This is a genomic window from Mycoplasmopsis agassizii, from assembly GCF_002276225.1.
GTDB lineage: Bacteria > Bacillota_I > Bacilli_A > Mycoplasmatales > Metamycoplasmataceae > Mycoplasmopsis_B > Mycoplasmopsis_B agassizii_A.
Genome location: NZ_NQNY01000006.1, coordinates 1 through 21,721 on the forward strand (window position 1 = coordinate 1; position 21,721 = coordinate 21,721).

The following is a 21,721-nucleotide window of genomic DNA, read 5'->3' on the forward strand; positions in this document are numbered from 1 at the left end:
CTTGTTTGTATTTCATATTACTTATATTATAAAAAATAACTACAACCTTTCTGTTGCAGTTATTAGGCCGATGCGGGAATGAAAATTTTTTCATTTTTAAGCAGATTTTTACCTTAATTGTAACTAGCTAAATCTTGACTGCTATAATTTAAAATGAAAATGTTGAAAGCAAATTTTAATATTTTCAGCAATTTATGAGAAAGTAGGATTTTATGTTCCGTTCAAAAACTAAAAGCAATAAAAAATGAAAACATCTTTTTCTTGCTTCAACAGCAATAACTAGTGCTGCTTCAATAATAACTTTTATATCATGTAGCCAACATCCTGAAACCATTTGAAAAAAAGCAGCAGTTTATGAGAAAAAAACTGAAGAAGGTGATAAACCATATGTGCAATTAAACACATATGGATTTAAAGATTACACATTCAGCGATTTTAAATGAGCAATTACAACTGAAAGATTTTTAGTTTCAATGAGTGTTCCAATTGTTAAAGCAAATGGCTCGGTGATTACGGGTCAAGGTTTTCAAACTAGTGATGATGAAAAAGCTTTTAATAATGAATTGCTTTTCCAATATTTTGGAATCAAAGCAAAATGAGATTACAAGAAATTTTCGAAACATGAATGATTAAAAAGTAATTTTTATGTAGTTGATAAAGCAACGCAAGAAAGATTTGAAGATTATCAAAAATCAATTAGTTTAATTAAAAGTGATGATGATTTAAAAAAAGCTTTAAGATTAACAGATGAAGAGCAACTTAAATATTTAAATTATTATAAAGAGATCACTCCTGAAATTGATCTTGAAAATGTCAAAGATGAAACTGCTTATTTTAAAGAAAGATATATGCCATGATCAAAAACTTTTAATTTTGATGTTATAAAATCAAAATTAGATTTTAAAAAATATAATTACTTATTTATAAAAGATTTTCATAGGACAATTATAAATAGTGGTGAAGCAGTATCTAGATTAGATGGTGGCATTGATTTAAAAGATTATCAAATTGATGTTACAAACAAAAAGTTAACTTTAAAAACAGGAGCTAAACCCGAAACAAATGAAGGCGAACAATTCATTGTAAATACAGCAGTTTGAGTTGATAAATCTGGGAGATTAAATTCATTCATGATTCCAATTGAAAAAACTGAATTAACTGAATTTGATTTTAACGAATGAGAAATAATTTTTAATCCGAAAAATTAATTATAAAAATTAAATTAAAATTTAGAGAGATTTACTCTCTAGGTTTTTTTTATTCTTTTGATGTGATTAAAAATTAGCAAAAAACTGTTTAAATAAATTAATTAAATCATTAATTTAAAATCGTTTTTTATTGTTAAAATAAAAGATATGAATTTACAAACTCAACTTAAAAATTTAACACTTGAAATTTTAAATAAAATAATAAGAGAATCTAATTTTGAATCAGATTCAGAAATTAAAATAAATGACTTTTTTATCGGTGAAACCAAGATTCCTGATAATTTAAATTTAGAAAAAAAGTTTTATCATTTTAGTTCTAATGCTGCTTTAGTTAATGCTAAAAATTTTAAAACTAATCCATTAAATTTAGCAAATAAAATGAAAACATATTTTGAAGAATCTAATTTAATAAAAGAAGTTTTAGTAACATCTCCAGGATTTTTAAATTTCATTTTTAAAGATCAAATTTTAATTGATATTGTAAATTTAATTAATCAACAAGGATCAAATTATTTAAAAGATTCAGTTGAACATAAATTAAAAATTAATGATGAATTTGTTTCAGTTAATCCAACTGGTTTTTTACATTTTGGTCATGCACGTGGTGCAATTTATGCAGACACATTAAATAATTTTTTAATTCATGCAGGACATGATTTAATCAGGGAATATTACGTTAATGATGCAGGTAATCAAATTGATATAGTTAGTCAAAGTACTTATTTAAGATACTTAGAATTATTTGGAAAAGAAATAACTTTACCTGAAGAATCTTATAAAGGTGAAGACATTATTGAATTTGCAAAAATCATTAAAGATAAATATCAAGATAAATTTTTAAATCAAAAAGATGATTTTTATACTAACCCTGAATTTAAAAATTTAGTTACAGAAATTGCTCTGAATGAAATTAAAAAAGACATGCAACTTTTTAATATTAAGCATGATTTATTTTTTAGTGAAAAAACTTTATATGGTAAACAAATTGAAGATGCAATGGCAAAAATTAAAAAACATACTTATGAAAAAGATGGCGCTTTGTTTTTAAAAACAACTGATTTTGGTGATGATAAAGATCGTGTCTTAATTAAAAAAGATGGAACCTTTACTTACTTTTTACCAGACATTGCTTACCATAATAAAAAGTTTCAAAACGTTGATAAGTTGATTGCTTATTGAGGAGCTGATCATGGTGGTTATGTTAAACGTGTAAAAATTGCAATTGATATTTTAGGTTACGATTCTTCTAATTATGATATTGAAATTATTCAACTTGTAAGGTTAATTAAAGATGGCGCTGAATTTAAAATGTCAAAAAGAGCAGGTACTGGCTTATTTCTTAGAGAGATGCTAAATTATTCTTCAGTTGATGCTTTACGCTGATATATGATTGCTCGTGATTTAAATACAAAAATGGATTTTGATTTAAATAAAGCAAATGAAGCAAGTCAAGATAACCCTGTTTATTCAGTGCAATATTCTTATGTAAGAACCGTTTCTTTATTAGAAAAAGCAAGCACTAAAAATGTCACTTCTAGTCAATTAACTAATGATAAAGAAAGACAACTTATTATGTTTTTAAATGAATTTAAAAACATCTTTGATTTAATTGTTAGAACTTATAAAGTTAACTTAATTATTCCTTATTTAATTGATCTAAAAAATGCTTTTAATGCTTTTTATGCAGAAGAAAAAATTATTGATTCAGAAAATCAAATTTCTAAATTAGCACTAGTAAAAGCAACACAAATAATTATGAAATTAAGTTTTGATCTAATCGGTATTTCTTCACCTAATAAGATGCAAAAATAGATAGAAATTAATTATCTTAAAATATAATTAATCGATTCATAAGTAATATTTATGCAAATTAATCACCCACATTAGTGTTAAAGCTATCACATCAGTATTGCCCGTTGCCGTGATAGAAGTTGCTAAAGAACATAAGATATGAGAAAGAGTTTTTATAACTGTCTAACTAGTATGTTCTCAAGTGTGGAAGGGGCTGACATGCAAGGCGCATGCGTTCAGGTAAAAGAGTCCTAGCGACTCTTTTTTTATTTTAAATTTCAATAACTTTTAACTAGTTTATCTAGCATAAAACCTCTAGAATTTACTATTAATAGCGACTTAATCAGGTTATTTGAAAATAACCTGATAACATTTTTATCAATGAAGATTAACTAACTAAACTTAAACTAAGCAGAAAAAATAAAATTCTGCAAAAAAACCTTGGAAATTAAAAAAATCAGGTTTTTTTAAAAAATAGGGTAATATTTAAAAGTTATTCCAGGATTAAGTTCGCTGATAACAGTTGTAAGAAGACCTGAAATAATAACGATCGTGAAATTTTAAAAGTTTGTAAAAAAAATTAGAACAATTAAAAATATAGACTAATTTTAAAAAACTGGTAAAATTATAATGTAAAAATAAGCCTTAAAACGCAAAATTTTAAGGACACTAGGAGATATATAAAATATGAAGAAAATTAAATTTTTATTACCTTTAGCAGGAATAATGTCTGTTTCTGTAGCGGCAGTTGCCATTTCTTGTGGACAAACAGATCCTAAAAGATCAGATTTAACAATTATTGCTGACATTAAAGTTTCTGTCGATAATAAAACTGTAACAGCAAAAGGAGATAAAACTGCTGCTGAATTTGTAGCTGCTATTAATGGAATTAGTGCAACACAATCGATTACTCAAAAAATTGACTCAGTTTCTGCATTATTAAACGATGCTACAAAGGCACAATTTAATAGTGATTTAAAAACAGCACTTAATACTTCAGGTGTAACAGTTGCTCTAAATGCAGCAGTTGATTCAACAAATGCTAACCAAGTAAAAGTTACATTAAGTTTTCAATTAAATGATGCTAAAGATTCGGCAGTTGTAACAGTAAATGGATTAAAAGTTTCAACAGATGAAACAGCTAGCCAAAAAGCAAACAGAGAATTAACAGCAATTAAAGCAGCACTTGCAAATGTTACTCTAACAGCAGCTTCAAATCAAACTGCTAATAAGTTTTTAACAGACTTTAATGCTGCTGCAGATAACAGTGCAAAATTAGCAGTATTAAAAGCAGCTTCAACAGCAAATGCTAACTTAACTACATTCGAAACTGAATTAGCAAAAGCAACTGTAGTTTCTTTAACTGCAACAATGAGTGGAAATAATGTTGTAATTTCAACAGTTATTAATAAGGAAAATGCTACTGCAGAAGTTGCTGATAGAACTATTTCAACAACTGTAAGTGGTTTTGCAGCTGAAACAGATCCTGAAGTAATTGATAAACAATTACTTGATTTAAAAAATGAATTAACAGGTGTAGCACTTTCTTATAATTCAGGATTAGAAGTAAATACAACTGCAACAATATTTAAAACTACATTAGAAACAAAAACTACAACAGCTGAAAAATTAGAATACTTAAAATCAGTCGTTTTACAAAACGATAACTATACAAAAGTTACTACAGCATTTGATTCAGTTACAGTTTCAAGTATTGAAGCAACAGTTGATGGTACAACTGTTAAATTAAGTACAACAATTACTAGAGATAATGCAACAACACCTCAAACTGTTGAAACTTTAATTAACAACTTCCCAACAGAAGCTAATAAGACTGAAGTTGATGTTGAATTAGAAGCAAAAGTTACAAAACTAGATGCTCTAGATTTAACATATGCTAAAGGTGGAACAACTAACTATACAGTTGCAACTTTAGTAGCAGATAATACTTTAACTCTTGAAAAACTAAGAAGTTTATTAAGTTCTGAATCACAAGCATTATTAACACCTGAATTAGCAGATCTAGAATTAGGTGCTAACTTAACTCTAAAAGCAGTTGAAGGAAATAACACTGAAGTTACTGCAAGTTTCACTATTAATAAAGAAGGCTCAACAAGTGCTAAAACTGTAAGCCTAAAAATTAAAGGTCTATACACAACTGAAGAATTAGGTGCAATTAGTTCTGAACAAGATGCTAAATTAAAAGAAATTGTTGATGCACTTAAAGATAAAACTTTAACTTACGATAAAGATCGTGCAACTAAATTTACAGCAACAACTTTTGCTGCAACACCTAATCCAAACATTGACTTTATTTACGAATTCGTGACAAACGAAACAGAAATTAAAGCAAAATTAGATGAAGCGACATCAGTAAGCATTGTTTTAAAAGTTGAAGAACAAACAACTTCAGATTCTTCTGCTTCTGCAGGAACTACAGGTGGAGCAGACACTGGAACAAATTCAACTGGTTCAACAGATGGTGCAACTACAGGTAATACAGAAGGATCAGGAGATGCAACTACTGGTTCAGAAGGTGGAACAACTGCAGGTAATGCAGATGGTTCAGATGCTGGAACAACAGGATCAGGAGACACCACAAGTGGATCAACAGCAGGTTCAGAAGGAGATGGTACTTCTTCAGGAACAGGTTCGGGTGATGGTTCAACTTCAAGCACAACTCCACAAGAAGAAACACCAGCAGTTACTACTACAACTGTCAAAGTTGTTAAAGCAACTGTAACAGTTAACTTAGTTGGTGCATCAAATACTCAAGATGTTGAATTAACAATTACTGGATTCTATACAGATGATGAAATTGAAACTCTTAAAAAAGAAAATCAAGAATTCGCTGCAAAAGTTCAACTTACAGAAGCAATTATTTCTAAATTAACTACTGAGCAAGCTTCACTAAAAGCTGCTACAGATCAAGGAACTACTTTAAAATCTAAAGAAAATACTTCAATTGCTGAAATTAATGATGCAATGAAAGATAAATCTTCAATGGATGAATTTAAAGCACAATTGCCAGAAGATCAAGCAAGTGTTATTGATGCAATCCTAGCAAAATTTGATATCGAAAATTCTGTTAAAACAGTAACTTTTGAATCATTATTACCATCAGGTCCTGGAACAAGTGGTCTAACTACTGGGCTATTAAATTTAAAAGTTTCATATAAACAAAAAGAAGACGATGCAAACAGCTTCTACGAAACAATAATTCAAATTAAAGTTACAGAGCTAACTGCAAAATAAAAAATTTAATGCCAACAATTAATCTAATTGTTGGTGTTTTATATAAGTTCGATTTTTTACAAAAAAGTAAATTACTATAATGCTATGCAAAGCATATTTATCCAAAAAGCAGGAAAAATAGTCCAAAATCAACTATTTAACCCGTTTTTTTTGGAATTGGTATATATTTTGCGTGTCAGTGATTTGTTTTTTTAAGGAGATATATGAAAAAATTAAATCGAAGGTCATGATTATTTATTTCTGCTCTTACTTCAGTAGCAGCTATTTCTGCTACTGTGATTGCTTGTTCAAATAATGGAAATCCAGCAGATCCTAACCCTCCTGGCACCCCCCCAAATTTATCAACAATCACAGCGCAAACGATTTCACGCTCTTATGAAGCAAATGCAGTTTCACAGACTTTTAGTGCTAAAGATATTTACAAGCAACTAGATGCTGTCTCAGCTAGTGATTTTCTCTCAAGCTTTAAAAGTTTTACAAGTGACTTAAGTGAAGAAACAATTAAACAAGTAACTGTTAATAAGATTATCAAGGTTTATGAACCGAGCGAGCAATCTTCATCAGTTACTGTTGATGCTGAAGTGACAATTAATAATGTAACTTCAAAAGCAACTTTTATGATTAATGGGTTAAAAACTGATGCAACTGTAAAGCAACAAGCACAGACTTTTTATAATTCACTACCAACAAGTTTAAACTTAACAAGTGCTTACGCTGGCTTAAGCAGTGCAAGTGATTTTGTCAATACATATTTTAAAAGTGGCACAGCCACATATGATGTTTCATATAATATCTTCTTTACCGAATCAATCATTTCTGTTCCTGATAAATCATCAATTACAATCGTAGCTGATACAATTACGACAAATGATGTTACAGGTACTTTGACATTTAAATTAGCATTAGATATTGGTGGCTTTAGATATAACACAGCAGGTAATGCACAAGCTTCTTTTGAAGGTGTAACTATGAGTGTGAGAGGCTTTAAAACTAATGAAAACACAACTAACCCAGTTGTGCCAGTTGATCCTAACATTGCTTTAGTTAAAACTTGATATGCTAATTTAGTTGCAACAAATCGTGCAATTACAAGCAAAAGCACTTTAACAGCTAATGAATATTTAAATCAACTAAAAGCACTAACAAGTGTTACACCAACTACTTTAAACAACTTCTTAACAACCCAAATTGCTGCATTACCTAGTGGTTTTACTTTAGAAATTAATCGCAACTTATCAACCTCTAATAATTCTTCACGCAGCGTTATTTTAGTTCTAAGACTTAAAAAAGGTAGTGATTATTATGACACAACTGGTCTAGTAAATAGAAACTACACTGGCAAGTTAATGACAATTACTAATTTAGCAACAGAGCAAGCAGTTGCACCAAGTGGACCTGGAAGTGGTGGCACAACTACTCCTTCTAATCCTAATGATGCTTTATTAAAACAAAGTGCAACTGCTTTTTATACAGCAATTAACAACAAAACCTTTACTACAAGTAACGCTTCAAATAGAGCAGGTTTTGTTTTAGAAGAATTAAAATCATTAGGAAGTACAACTAATATTTTTTCAGCTTTAAATAATTTAACTTTAACTAGTTTACCTACTTTAGCAACAGGTTTACAAGCTAGAATAGTCGCTAATTCTTTAAGTGCAAATGATGCAAATGGAACTTTAACTTTCAAAGTTAATGTCTTTAGTTCAGTTGCAACTAATAATGCAAATTTATATGACACTTCAGGAAATTTAGTTACAAGTTTTGCAGGCGCTAATGTTACATTTACAGGTTTTAGCAAAGTAAGTTCTTCGCAACATGAAGTTGATAATTCAATTCTATCTAAAGTTGAACCAACAGTTACTTCGTTTTACACAAATTTAAAAAACAATGTTGCTTATACATTAAATAATACAGGTAAAGCTTTAACAGTTGATGAGTTAAAATCATTTTTACAAGCACAATATAAAAATGATGCTTACACTTATTTAAATAGTTTATTAACAACTAAATTACCTAATTTACCTAGTGGATACAAATTAGAAGTTAATCTAAATTATTCAGCATTTAACACAACCACTCGTGGTGTGACTTTAAATTTAAGAATTTCAAACGGAGTTAATACATACGACATCAGTGGTCGTGTTAATTCAAATACTTTTGGAAAAAGCATTTTTATCAACAATTTTGCAACTAGAAGTTCACAAACTTCAGTAGTAGATTCAGCACAATCTAGTGCAGTAAAAACATTTTATAATTCACTAACTTCACATAGTACTAACTTAACAGCAGTAGTTTCAAAACAAATTCTAGCTAATGGCGTGGATGAAATTTTACAACCTATTCAAAAAAATTTCACTAACTTAAATGCCTTATTAAATGCATCAAGTAAATTTAATGTGACTGTTCCAAGTGGCTATACAGTTGTCTTTAATATCGTTGAAAAAAGTAATCAAAACGGTGTTTTAAAATTCACGATTGCTTTAGCTAAAGATGGCAGAATCGTTAATAATTCAAACATTCCTTCACCTAATTATGCAAGCAAAACCTTTATTTTAAATCAACTGGCAACTGAAATAGATGTAAATCACGGTGAGAAATTCTTAAAATTATTACCACCTACTTTAACTATTAAAGACAGTTCAAGTTTTGCAAATGTTTTACCTAGCGAAGTTAATTTAAATTTATCAGGTGTTGCTAGTTTAAAAGAACTTGTACAAGAAAATTTAAGTGCTTTACCAACAGATGTTTCTTTAACTTGAGTTAAAGAACCTACAGCAGATAAAACAAGCGATTTTGACGGTACAGTTGTTTATGCTTTAACAGTATTTTATAGTTATAGTGGCTACAACAACATAGGAAGTGGAATTTATAGTTCAAAAGTTTATATTACTTTTAAAAACCTAAAATCAAGAGCTAAATATGTTAAAGAAGCCTATGCAAACTACAAACAAACTGCTAGTGCTATTAATAATTTAAGTTTCAATGAAGCAATTAAAGCACTACAAGAATCAACTATTGAAGGCCGTTTAGCATTAATTGGTGAGTGAACTTCATTCAAAGTTCCTGCTTTAGAAGGTTACTTATTAAAACAAGGTTATAAAACTAATGTAGATATAGCAGGCATGGATCCTATCAAAGGTGAAATTCGCTTCAGAGTGAAAATTATTAAGGATGATTTAACAGTAAATACTAATAATAAAGTTCATGATTCAAACTTCTTAGGTGTTGATTTAGTAATTAATAATTTAAATAATAATGCTATCTCAAGCGATGTTAATAATCCAAGCATCTTCTTAGAAGGGCAAAATCTTGAATTATTAAAAATGAAAATTCAACATCGCTATAGCGATGTTAACCAAGTTTATACACCAGGATTTGCTTCATTAACAGGTAAATATACAGACATAAATACTTCAGCTGAAAACTATAACCAAACTTGAACAAGTAAGCGTGAAGTGCAAAGTAATAAAATTGTTGACACAATTTATTTAAAAGTTAAAGAAAAATCTGAAACTGAATCTAAAAACGTAATTATTGCTTACCAAATTGTTTGAACAACTTCAAATAGTAATTTAATGTGAGCAAACCAATCAATGAAAATCATGGATGCCCCTGACACATTGAATTGATCAACCTTAAATTTTGTAGGTAGTGATTTAATTTATAATAATGATGAAACACCTCAAGATTTATTATTATTAACTTTTGATATTGTTAATCCTTCAGTTAATGGAAAAATTTATTACGAACAAAGTACACCATTAAAATCAATTGATCAGATTAATTACTGAAGCACTAAAAAAGATGCAAAATGATCAGTTATTAGCGATCCTGATAATAAGTTCAGTTCAGGTATAACTTTACCAACTAACTTAAATAAAGTTGTTGTTTATCCTTCAGGAAGTGAAATTGGAACAATTACTAATTTAAAAGTATTAACTGCAGATGCATTAAATGTTAATCAAATTCCAATCGGTTTCTATGATTCAGTTAATGATGTGACTTACATGATGTTTTTAACTACAAACGTCAAAAGAGACATAGTTCAATTCAGAGTTTGATACTGAAAAGGTAAACATGAATACGATACTAATGCAGAAAGTAAATACCGTTCATGAGCACCTGAAACTTCATGAAACTTCTTAAAAGATGTTAATGATGTTGATAGTAAACAAAGAGTAACTGCTCGAGTTGGAATTGATAAAATTTACTTCTTAGAATAAAATTAAACAGCCCTTAAAAGGCTGTTTTTTATTTACTATTTTACAAGCGCTAACATTTTTAAGGCAGAAGTTTCTGCCCTTAAAATTGTTTTACCTAGAGAAACTATTTGTGCATTATTTTTAAGTGCTAAATCAATTTCTGAATTATTAAAGCCACCTTCAGGACCAACTATTAATAAACAGTTTTGATCAAAACTATTTATTTTATTTTGACTATCATTTAGATCGCTATGAGCTAAATAAATATTTTTCAATTGGTGATTTTTAAATAAATTTTCATACTTAATTACGTCATCTAAAATAGGTAATTGATTGCGAAAAGACTGCTGTGCAGCAGCTTTAATTATCTTCATAAATCTTGCTTTTTTACGTTCAAAATTTTGCTCATTAAAATTAGTAAAATTTGAAGTAAAAGGAATGATTTTAGTTACCCCTAATTCAGTTGCTTTTTCTAAAATAAATTCAAATTTATTTCAATCAATTAAGCCAACTGCTAAAACAACTTCTTGTTCATATTCATGATTTAAATTTAATTCTTCTATAATTTGAGCATGCTTTTTATCCACTAATTTTACCTTGTAAAATTTGCTTTCAAAAACCACTATAAATTCTTTTTCAAGTGCTCTAATTACTTTTAAATGATTATATTGTTCATCACTAATGATGAACAAATTATCAGTTTTTTTATCTACAAAAAATCTATTCATTTTTCACCTACATTTAAATTTTAAACTAAAATTAAGAGATGAGAAATAATTACCAAGAACAAGATAAAAAGAAAAAAAGATTTAACTTTAATTTAAATATTAGTAGTGATTTTATTAAAGGCATGTTAATTATTTTAGCTGCCTTCATTTTAATAACAATTTTTTTAGCAGTAGGAGCCTGATACTTTATTGATAATCAAGGAAGCAACGAAAATGTTAAAACACTAGCGATCGTAATTGCCCTAATTACGGGCATTTCAACACTTTTTATGATGATTATCATTGACATCAAAATTCGTAAATTTACGTTTAAAGAAATTAGACTTTATATTTTTAGAAAGTTAAGACATAAAGATTTATTGCTAGGAAAGAAAATAAAAAAATATCCTAAACATTCAATTAGTATTTGTTCAATAGGATTTTACTATCAAATTTTTAAACACCTTCGTGCAGCGTTTTCAATGTCACTATTATTTTATTCATTTGCAAAAGTAGAAAGCTTTTTTTGATTCATATATTTATTTCTGGCATGAAATATCTTTTTAATTATTTTATCTTTTGTGCAGATCTTTTTATTCTCTCCATTTAAATTTAAGGCTGAATCATTGCACATGGAAAGTTTATATTTAAGTCGTAATTTAATTTATCCAGATGAGAAAGTAAGTCGTAAAAATATTGATGAGCAATTTTTTAATAAGACAAAAATTATGAGTACAATTCACCCTGATGATACTGACTTAATTGGCACTGAAATTATTGAATTAGAAAATAATAAAAACTTAAAAATTTAGCTTAAAAAGATACGAAAAATCAGCATCTAAAATTGATGCTGATTTACTTTTTTATTAACGATATTTTTGCACTTCTTTTGCTAATTCAAGTTCTTTTAAAACTCTGCGTTTATCGTGTTTTTTAATCCCCTTAACAGTTGCTATTTCTAGTTTAATTAAACTACGTTTAGTAAAATAAATTTTTAAAGGAATCATGGTTAAACCTTGTGTTTCAATTTTTGCTTGAATTCTTTTTAATTGATTTTTATGAAGTAAAAGTTTACGGGTTCTTGTTTCATTGGCTTCAACTAACATGTACTGGCTAACAAAAGCATTAGTTAAAAATAATTCATTATCTTTAAAAGTGCAATATGAATTTTTTAAATTAATATTGCCTGCCCGAATTGATTTTACTTCTCAGCCAAGCAGTTCAATGCCTGCTTCATAAGTATCAAGAATTTCATAATCACTGCGTGCAAATTTATTACTTGCAATGACTTTCATTTATTAATCGTTATCCTTATCACTTCAGAAAGAACTACTTCTTTTTTTGTAAGGCTTTGCTTCTTCTCTACCTTTTTCTTCACGTTTAAAACGATTGTCAGCGTATTTATTTTTATCGCCATATGTTTTTCTGTTTTGATAAGAATTGTCGCTAAAACGTGGCTTATATTCATTATTAAAGCCATTATCAAAAGAACTTGTTCTTGAATAGTTATCACGAGCTGGTGCTTTATCAAAAGTATTTGTTCGATTAAATGAAGGTCGGGGTGCATTTACATTATTATTGTAAGTTGCTCTTGGTGCATAAGGTTCACGTTTTTCATAAGTTCGTGGTCAATCTTGATCGCTTCTTCCATAATTAGAGCGTGGTCTATCATCGTTATTTCGATAAGAATTATACTGATTAGGTTCACGATTAAAACTTTTAGGTTTATCGACATAATTATTATTTCTATAACCACCGTCTCTAGGTGTTGAATAGTTATTACGGCTTTCTCTAGGTTGATATGAATCATTAGTTCTAGGTCGATAATCTGGATTAAAACTACGAGTTTGTTGTCCATAGTGATCATTAGAATAATTATTTCTGATAGGTCGCTCACTGCGCTCATTTCTTTCAAAACGGCGATTGTCGTTTGCATAATTATTTGAATAAGGTCTTCTTGAATCTGAATTAAAACGTGGTCTTTCTGAATAAGTTTCACGGCGAATTCTTTCATCGCGTTGTTGATTATCGATTTTTTTGCGATCTAGAAATTTTTGATTCACGCCACCTTTTGAGCGATCGTTAGTACGTTTTTCTTTAAATAAACGTTCTTTTTCTAGATATGCATCATAATCTTTTGCTAAAACAGCATCAACTTTACCTAGTTTGTCATCAACTTTAACAACGATAACTTCAACTGTATCACCAACTTTTAAACTATTATGGTGTCCACTAATTTGTAATTTATTTTCATTAACTTTGTATTCGTCACCCATTAAATTAGAAATATGAATCATTGCTGAAACAGTATCTTCAAATTCCACAAATAATCCAAAATTTAAAATTGAAACGATTTGCGCTTTTAAAGTTACACCGATATTACGTTTATAAAATTCAGCCTTTTTAATATCGTTAACAGCACGTTCAATTGTAACTCCGTTTTGCTCTTGCTCACTTGATTGTTTTGCAACTGAAGATAAAATTTGGTGAAAATGTTCAACATTTTCCTTATTTTTATCTGTCAAGATCATTCTTCTAATCATACGGTGTAAAATTAAGTCAGGATAACGGCGAATTGGACTTGTAAAATGGCTATATGCTTTTGAAGCAAGCCCAAAATGTCCTCTGTTAACATCTGAATAAATCGCTTTTTGCATGGTTCTTAAAACCATTAATTTTAAGAAATTGTCAAAATGACTTTTTTCTTTAATTGATTCAATTACTTTAGCAAGTTGCCTTGGGTCAACGCTTTGAGGTACTGCTACATCAATACCTAAAATTTTTAAAGTTGCTCCTAGATTTTGTAGTGAATCAAAATCGGGTGCTTCGTGAATTCTAAAAATTCCGGGTAATTTACGCTTTTCAAACTCAGTCGCTACAACTTCATTTGCTAAAACCATGAAGTTTTCGATTAAAACTTCACTTAAACCACGTTTATTAACTTTAATTTCTTTAGTGTAACCTTCATGATCTAAAATTACTTTAGCTTCTTCAATTTCTAATTCGATAAAACCATCACGTAATTTTTTAGCTTTTAAAACCTCTGATAATTCTAAAGCATCATCAAGCATCACCATTAATTCATCATTAAATGAAGGTGTTTGAGATTTAAATTCTTCTAAAGTATTTTCTGCTTTAGCTTTGTAATATTCATTAACTTTTTCATAAGTTAAACGATGTTTACTATTAATAACTGATTCAAAAATTTCACTTTTTACGACCTCACCATTTTTATCTACTCAAATTTCAGCAGACATTGTAAAACGATCGACATTAGGGTTTAGTGAACAAATACCGTTAGATAAACTTTCGGGTAACATTGGAATGACTGCATGAGGTAAATAAATTGAAGTACCACGTTTTAAAGCTTCTAAATCGATTGCACTATCTTCTTTAACATAGTGACTTACATCAGCAATATGTACACCTAATTTAAATAAATTATCTTCACGAGTGACAATAATTGCATCATCAAAATCTTTAGTGTCATTACCATCGATTGTAACAATTAGTTGTTCTCTTAGATCTTTTCGATTTTTGATTTCATCAGGATTAATTTCTTTTTCAATTTTTTCGCTTTCAGTAATTACATTTGCTGGTCAAGCAGTATCAACTTGATATTTTTCTAAAATAATATCTACAGGTGAAAGTACTAAATCAGCTTGGCTAATTTTTTTAATAAATTTTAATTCCAAGCGATCACGGTTAACTGAAGTTACTAATGCTTTAACAATGTCACCATGGACAATGTCAGCGATAGCATCAACATATCGACGATCTCAGAAAATACGGTATGGTCTGTATTGAAAATTATATGGACTAAAGAATTTAATGTTGTTAAATTCTTCAATAGTTCCAATTAAATAAGTTTCTTTTTCTTCAATATTTTTCGTAATGATTGCAAAAGTTTTATTTTCATCTTTTGTATCACGATAAATATTTGCTTCGACAAAATAATCATCTAAAGCATTATTAAAGTTTTCACGAGCTACGAAATAACTTTCGTTCTCGCTTACATCAACAAACCCAAAGCTGCGTTGTGATAATTTGAAAGTTCCTTGAACTACTTTGATAACTTCTAGATAAACGAATTTATCTTCAAAAGTTCTTATAATCTGTCTTTCTTCAACTAGTGATGCTAGTGTATCAGAGACAGCATGATTTTCACTTACTAAGGTTCTTAGAGATTTAACAATTTCTAAGAAAGTGAATGCCTTTGGTGAGTTGTTAATTAAAAAGTCTAATATTTGATTTCTTAATGTGTTTGATTCTTGTTTCATTGCTTCCTAAATTTTGGTTGTTGTCTTGTTTTTTTAAAAGAAAATTCTAATTACAATTCCTAAAATAATAAAAATGATTCCAGTGATGATCATGGCATATTTAATAAATTTTTTAAAACCACGTTCTTTTGAAAATTTAAATAATTCTAAGTCTCCTGAACCAACTAAGGCACCAGAAAAACCATTACTATCTGGTGACATAATTAAAGAAATTACAATAATGATTAAACCTAGTAGTATTAAAATTACTAAAACTGCTGTCATTTTTTTCCTTTTTGATGTTTATTCTTTTAAAATAATAAATAAATGGCATCTGAATAACTGTTTTTGATGCTATATAAATATAACCTATTATAGTAAAATAATTACTATATTAGTAATTATAAAATAATAAATATAAATAATTTAAAGAGGCAAAGATGCAAGAAGAATCTAAGAAGAAAACTAAATCACTTAATCCAGTAAAAATTGTTAAAAAAGACATTCGTTATGTTGCTTTTGGTGATTCAATTTCTGCTGGTTGAAATGCAAAATTGCCTCAAGATTATCCTGGTAAAATGATTGGTGAACAATCAAGTCGCTATAAAAAAATTATTGGCCTTTCATACCCTGCATATTTAGCTCGCTTTATTGATGAAATAGATTCTGGTGTTTTGCAATCATTTAATAATTATGGTTTATCTGGTTCTACCTTAGAGCATTGAAATTTACTGTTTGAAAAAAAATATGAACTACTAAAAGAAACAAAATTTTATGAACCACTTAAAGAAAACGAAGAAGAATTTATAGGCAATATAAAAAAGGCAAATTTGGTAACGATTTCATTAGGAGCAAATGATTTTTTAGAAGAATTATTTGTTTATGATTTGTGAACTTTTTTTGATATTAGATTCTCTGATGAAGCACTTAAAAATTTAAAAATTGTGAAACAAAAAACAATTATGAATATTACAAATGGTGTTAAAAGATTAGTACAAAATATTAGGCAAAATAATAAATCGGTGGTAATTAATTTTGTATCTTATCCAATGCCTATGATTCAACTAGTAAACGCTTTGGATAAGAAATTTAAAATTGCTCACCATGTAAAAAATAATTTTTCGGAGGACATGTTAGCATGATTAAACGGAACATTAAAAAAAGTAATTTCAAAATTAAAAGAAGAAGATGAATCAATTAATTACATTGAAATTTATGATGACGAATTTTGACTTAAAAATAAAAATTTATTAACTTCAGCAACCTTTGATATTCACCCTAACGAATATGGTTATAAAAAAATTGCTCAAGAAATTATTTCTAAAATTCTTGTTTCAAAAAAAGGAAGATTAACTAATTCTGAAAATAAAAAATATTTAGAAGCAGATGAAAAAACATTAACTCCTTTTTTACAAATTACTAATCAAATTGATAAAACTAAATTAATAATTTATGGAAACAAAAATGATTATTTATTTTTCAAAGATTCATTTATTGAACAATACGAACATCAATTTAATATTGAAAATTTAGTTAATAGAACTGTTTCAGGAAGTGTCTTTTTTAAGACATATATTCCATCATTATTGCAAAGCATTTTTGCTTCAAAATTTATGATCACTTTTGATGATAATAAGATGTTGCAATCTTTTATATTAGAAGGCGATAACATAATTAAATTTTTAAATTCAATAATCAATTATCGTTATTTTAATCATGTATATGTTTTGATCCAAAATCAAATTTATTCAAATATAAGAGAAGATGTTTCTTACACAATTGACTTTAAAGAACTTTCAAAAACAGTTGCAAATACATTAAGTAATATTGAAAGTTTGTCTTTATTATTAGAATCATTTGCAAATAGTGAATTAATGAAAACACCTTCAAATATTTCTAAATTCATGAATATAATATCTGTTTTAATTTATCAATACATAAACGAAAAAACTGAAATAAAATCTAAATTAATTGAATCATTTAAAAACTGAATCAATATCAAAAACGATAGTGCTAGCTATATTTTTGATGAATTGCTTTCACTTGAAAATATTTCAGCAGTAATTAAGAATGTAATAAAAACATTAAAAGAAAAAGCAAACAGTGGTAGTGTAAATGATGATGAGGAATTGTTTTTTATTTCAGTTATTAAAGAAGCATTTTTAAAAACTTTTCTTCATTATATTCCATCAATTATAAGAATAATTAAAACAAATGAATCACTTTTAGAATCACTTAGTTTTAAAGTTTCAAATTTATTTAATAATTTAGTAATAGATAAAAAATTTATTTTATCAACTCAATTAATAATTAAGGAATTAATTAAAGTTTTCGACAATAAAGAAATGATTTTTAGCTTTGCAAAATCATTTTTAAACAATATCAATTTCTATGATATATCTTCAAATAATTATTTAGAAATTTTTAAAAAGACATCATCAAATATAGTTAGAGAAAAAAATGTTGTTAGAACAGAATTTGTTAATTTTATTTTAGAATGAGTTAAGGACTTTTTTAATAATCAAAAAAATACAGAGATTTTTAATCAATGAATTGAAGACTTTTTTAGTGATGCAAATGTCAGGGGGGGATTTGTTCATACATTGTTTCAAAAATATATTTTTGAATCCAAAAATACTTCAAAATCGATTTCATTTGGAAGAAGGGCACTTAAATTAAATGAGTCATTAAATAAGTTTATTGATGTAATTTTTTTCTCTCTTGCTAAGTGTTATACAATGACAAGAATTAAGTTTCCTGATCGAAAATATTATGACATTAGGTCTTATAGAAACATGTTTAGAATTAATGCATTATTGCAATTAATTGTTTATGAAAATACACCTGTAAAATCAGTTTATTGGGCTAGAGAAAATTATGGAATTTATTATTTATTAAAACGAAGAATTTCTAGTGCAACTAAAAAGGGTATTACGTTTTTTAATAATTATCGTGATACAAATGACATTTTTTTATTGAATGATAACTTGATTGAATCAATGTATGGAAGTCAAGATAAAAATACTAAATTTAAAGAATATTCTAGTGACCAATTATTAATTTATATTTATATGAAGGGTACTTCAGAAAAGCCGACAATTGATCGCTTTCAACCTGATAAAAATATGTCAGAAGTTTTAATTGATTACATTATCAAAGGTTATTCAAGACAAGATTTAAACACTGAAAAAATTTCTAAAAATGCAATCATTATTAACGAAGTAAGAGAATTAAAAGATGATGATAAAGTTTATTTATTAAGTAATGAACAAACCAAATCGTTACTTGATGTTTCTGCATCTGATTATTTATCAAGATGATATAAAAATCATTTACCTAAAAATGTTTTTGTTGCTAATTCAATTAATTCGTGAATTGCCGAAGGAGATGATAAAGATATTACATTTACTTTAAGAGCAAAAAATAGGGCTATTAATATTGCAAACTTGAACTTATTGTTTAAAAATTCTCCTGATTATTTTAATCAAGAAGCGCACGATGCATTCTATAATGTCAAGTACAAAAGAGAAAATAGTAGTGATTTTATCTATGTAAAAGTAGCAAAAAATAACCTTAGCCAAATCAATAAATATATAACTCAAAAAATCATCTTTAACGATAAAATTACTGAAATAGTAATCACTTTCTTAAAAGATTTACAACCTCGCTATGTTTCAATTGTTTCTTTAACAATTGACATTTTTGCTAGTGCTAGTGACTCAAATACTGAAAATATTTTTCACAAAAAGCGCCAATTGAAACTATTTTCGCTGTAAAAATCTTTTTTGTTTAAAATAGTTTCTGAAAGGATTTACATGAATGTAGAAGTTATTTTAGACAAAAGTTTAAAATCACGAGACCATGCTCTTTGATTATTATCAATTGCAGCAGAGAAGTTAAACATCATTGAACAAGGTTCAAAAGAAGAAATTTATAGAGCCTTTATTCACCGTGAAGATGAAACAACTACTGGTCTTGAAGATGGCTTTGCCATCCCTCATGCTTTAAGTAATAAGATTACTAAAAGTGCAATTATTTATCTTAGAGTAAGTGAGGGTCTAGATTGAAAAGCGCTTGATGGAAAAGATAGCCGTTATATTATGGCTTTATTTATCCCTCAAAAAGAGCGCTCAAGTTCTCAAGTTGAAGTGTTATCGAAAATCGCAATTGCTCTTTTAGATAATGATTTTAAAAACTTATTAGTAGATTCTAAAGATCGCATCCAAATTAAGGAAGCTATTTTAAATAGAATCGAAGAAAAAGCTAAAACTGAAGTAAAAGTTGAACAAGCAGTTTTACCTAATCATCAAGCGCTAAATGTTTTAGCGCTTACAGCTTGTCCTGTAGGTGTGGCTCATACTTATATTGCTGCTGAAAAAATTGAAAATGCAATTAAGGACTTAGGTCATAATGTCAAGGTAGAAACTCATGGGTCAGTAGGACCTAAAAATGTTTTTAGTCAAGCAGAAATTGATCAAGCAGATTATATTGTAATCGCTAGTGATATTGGTTTAGATATGAGCCGTTTTGCTAATAAAAAAGTTTATTACACAAACACTAAAGAAGCAATTAAAGATCCTAAAGGATTAGTTGCTAAAGCTTTTAAAGAAGCTAAAGTAATTGCATCTGAAAATAAAAACCAAAGTCAAAATACAGGCTCAAGTGAGAAAAAATCTTACGTAGTTAAACACTTATTAGCAGGGGTTTCTTACTTAATCCCCTTCATTATATTTGGTGGATTATTAATTGCTATTGCTCTTGGTTTAGCTAATGCTTTATATGGTTCAAGTTCAACTCCTGAAGGAACTTTCATTTACTATATTTTCCAAGCGGGAGTAATTGCTTTTAATGTTATGATCGGTGTACTTGGTGCTTATATTGCCCATTCTATAGGTGGTAGGGCGGCAATAGCACCTGCGATGATAGTTTCGCTAGTTGCCAATAATGCTTCCTTATTATTTCCAATTACAGGAACAGCAGTGACTACACCAATGGGGTTCATTGGAGCAATTTTATTCGGGATTTTAATCGGGTATTCAACTAAATGAGTTAATTCTTGAACAATTAACAAAAATGTTTCTGCGTTAGTGCCAATTTTTATTATTCCTGTTTTAGTCACCTTATTTTATGCTTTCTTAGCAATCTTTGTAATCGGTGCACCAATTGGTTATGTGATGGATCAAATCAGTATTTTATTAAGAGGTGCCTTTGAAGGCAGTGCATCATCAGCAATTGCTACACGTGTTGGTGTAGGAATTGGCCTAGGTCTAGTGCTTGGAGCCATGATCGGCTTTGACATGGGTGGGCCTATTAACAAAATCGCCTTTGTTTTATCAGTTGCCTTGTTAAATCAAAATATTCAAAACCCAATGGGAATTGTCGCAGCTGCTATTCCAATTGCACCTATTGGTATGGGAATTGCTAGCCAAGTTTATAGAAAATCATTTGATGCAAATCAACGTGGTTTAGGTATTAGTGCAATTATCATGGGATTTGTTGGTATTTCTGAAGGAGCAATTCCTTTTGCAGTTGCCGACCCTAAACGTGTTTTCCCTGCAAATATCATCGGTTCAGCAGTTGCTGGTGCAATCGCAGGTGCTCTTGGAGTGACTTCAGCAGTAGGTCACGGAGGACCTTGAATTGGAATAGTTGGTGGAATTAGTGGTAATTTTATCGGTGTAGGTAATTCAGGATTACAATTTGGACTAGGAATTTTATTCTTCTTCATTGCAATCATCGCTGGTTCAGCAACAACTGTTTTAGTTTACGGTTTATTATTAAAAGTTCTTAAAACTAAAGAAGTTAAAGTTAGCGAAACTAAGGTTTCAAAAATGGCAAGTTTTGCAACTTGAAAACATTCTGTTAGAGTAAAAATGGCTAATTCTAAAGTCAACCTAGCAATGAAAAAACATAAAAAATTAGTAGCATTTAATTTCTTTATTGTGTTAGGTGTCATCACTTTAATCATTGGAATTGTTTTATTAGCCTTGAATTTTTCAGCAGTTATTGAAGCTTTCCAAAATGATATAGCTGTTGCTACAACAGCAACTTCAATTACAAAAAACAATTGAGGTCAAAATAATATTTATGGATTATTCTTATTATTCTTCGGAATTTTAAACTTGATCTTTGGATTTATTTACTCATTTACTGCCTTTAATTACCGTATTGGTAAAAAAACTGTTAAACAAGTGCAACAAGTTTAAATAAACTTTAAAATCTACCTATTTCTTGTAAAAAAGAAATAGGTTTTTTATTTTTAAAAAGCAAAATAATTTTAAATTTAATTTATTTAGAAT

General features: G+C 28.3%; 11 protein-coding genes. 7 read left to right on the forward strand and 4 right to left on the reverse strand.

Annotated features, from left to right (window positions below; genetic code table 4):
• The first annotated feature begins 212 nt into the window (after window positions 1–212).
• From CJJ23_RS02255 to CJJ23_RS02270, 4 genes are all read left to right on the forward strand, one after another.
• Window positions 213–1,208, forward strand: coding sequence for a hypothetical protein (locus CJJ23_RS02255; protein ID WP_095334756.1), 996 nt, complete (start codon window positions 213–215; stop codon window positions 1,206–1,208).
• A 147-nt stretch (window positions 1,209–1,355) separates the two neighbouring features.
• Complete coding sequence (gene argS, locus CJJ23_RS02260) at window positions 1,356–3,020, forward strand: arginine--tRNA ligase (RefSeq protein ID WP_095334757.1); 1,665 nt, start codon at window positions 1,356–1,358, stop codon at window positions 3,018–3,020.
• A 666-nt stretch (window positions 3,021–3,686) separates the two neighbouring features.
• Window positions 3,687–6,254, forward strand: a complete 2,568-nt coding sequence (locus tag CJJ23_RS02265; protein WP_095334758.1) for a hypothetical protein — start codon at window positions 3,687–3,689, stop codon at window positions 6,252–6,254.
• A gap of 203 nt (window positions 6,255–6,457) precedes the next feature.
• Window positions 6,458–10,477: a hypothetical protein gene (locus CJJ23_RS02270; RefSeq protein WP_095334759.1), complete on the forward strand. Its 4,020-nt coding sequence runs from the start codon at window positions 6,458–6,460 to the stop codon at window positions 10,475–10,477.
• 35 nt (window positions 10,478–10,512) lie between these two features.
• Here CJJ23_RS02270 and CJJ23_RS02275 read toward each other — a convergent pair whose 3' ends face one another.
• Window positions 10,513–11,184 carry a 16S rRNA (uracil(1498)-N(3))-methyltransferase gene (locus tag CJJ23_RS02275; protein ID WP_095334760.1) on the reverse strand — a complete coding sequence of 224 codons (672 nt, stop codon included), beginning with the start codon at window positions 11,182–11,184 and terminating at the stop codon, window positions 10,513–10,515.
• Between the two features lie 38 nt (window positions 11,185–11,222).
• Here CJJ23_RS02275 and CJJ23_RS02280 point away from each other — a divergent pair, with 38 nt between their 5' ends.
• Complete coding sequence (locus CJJ23_RS02280) at window positions 11,223–11,975, forward strand: hypothetical protein (RefSeq protein ID WP_095334761.1); 753 nt, start codon at window positions 11,223–11,225, stop codon at window positions 11,973–11,975.
• Between the two features lie 54 nt (window positions 11,976–12,029).
• Here the strand turns inward: CJJ23_RS02280 and smpB are convergent, their stop codons facing one another.
• Genes smpB through secG form a run of 3 tightly spaced genes read right to left on the reverse strand, consistent with a single transcriptional unit; the run spans window position 12,030 to window position 15,707 of the window.
• On the reverse strand, window positions 12,030–12,458 hold the full coding sequence (gene smpB, locus CJJ23_RS02285; RefSeq protein ID WP_095334762.1) for an SsrA-binding protein: 429 nt from the start codon (window positions 12,456–12,458) through the stop codon (window positions 12,030–12,032).
• 3 nt (window positions 12,459–12,461) lie between these two features.
• Entirely contained in the window at window positions 12,462–15,443 is a 2,982-nt protein-coding gene (gene rnr, locus CJJ23_RS02290) for a ribonuclease R (protein ID WP_095334763.1), read from the reverse strand.
• A 33-nt stretch (window positions 15,444–15,476) separates the two neighbouring features.
• On the reverse strand, window positions 15,477–15,707 hold the full coding sequence (gene secG, locus CJJ23_RS02295) for a preprotein translocase subunit SecG (RefSeq protein ID WP_084232560.1): 231 nt from the start codon (window positions 15,705–15,707) through the stop codon (window positions 15,477–15,479).
• 155 nt (window positions 15,708–15,862) lie between these two features.
• On the opposite strand from secG, the gene CJJ23_RS02300 reads away from it, so the two are divergent.
• Together CJJ23_RS02300 and CJJ23_RS02305 are read left to right on the forward strand one after the other, a co-directional pair.
• Window positions 15,863–19,198 (forward strand): SGNH/GDSL hydrolase family protein, encoded by a 3,336-nt coding sequence (locus tag CJJ23_RS02300; protein ID WP_095334764.1) that lies wholly within the window; start codon window positions 15,863–15,865, stop codon window positions 19,196–19,198.
• Between the two features lie 39 nt (window positions 19,199–19,237).
• Window positions 19,238–21,628 carry a PTS fructose transporter subunit IIABC gene (locus tag CJJ23_RS02305; protein ID WP_095334765.1) on the forward strand — a complete coding sequence of 797 codons (2,391 nt, stop codon included), beginning with the start codon at window positions 19,238–19,240 and terminating at the stop codon, window positions 21,626–21,628.
• The last annotated feature ends 93 nt before the right edge of the window (window positions 21,629–21,721 follow it).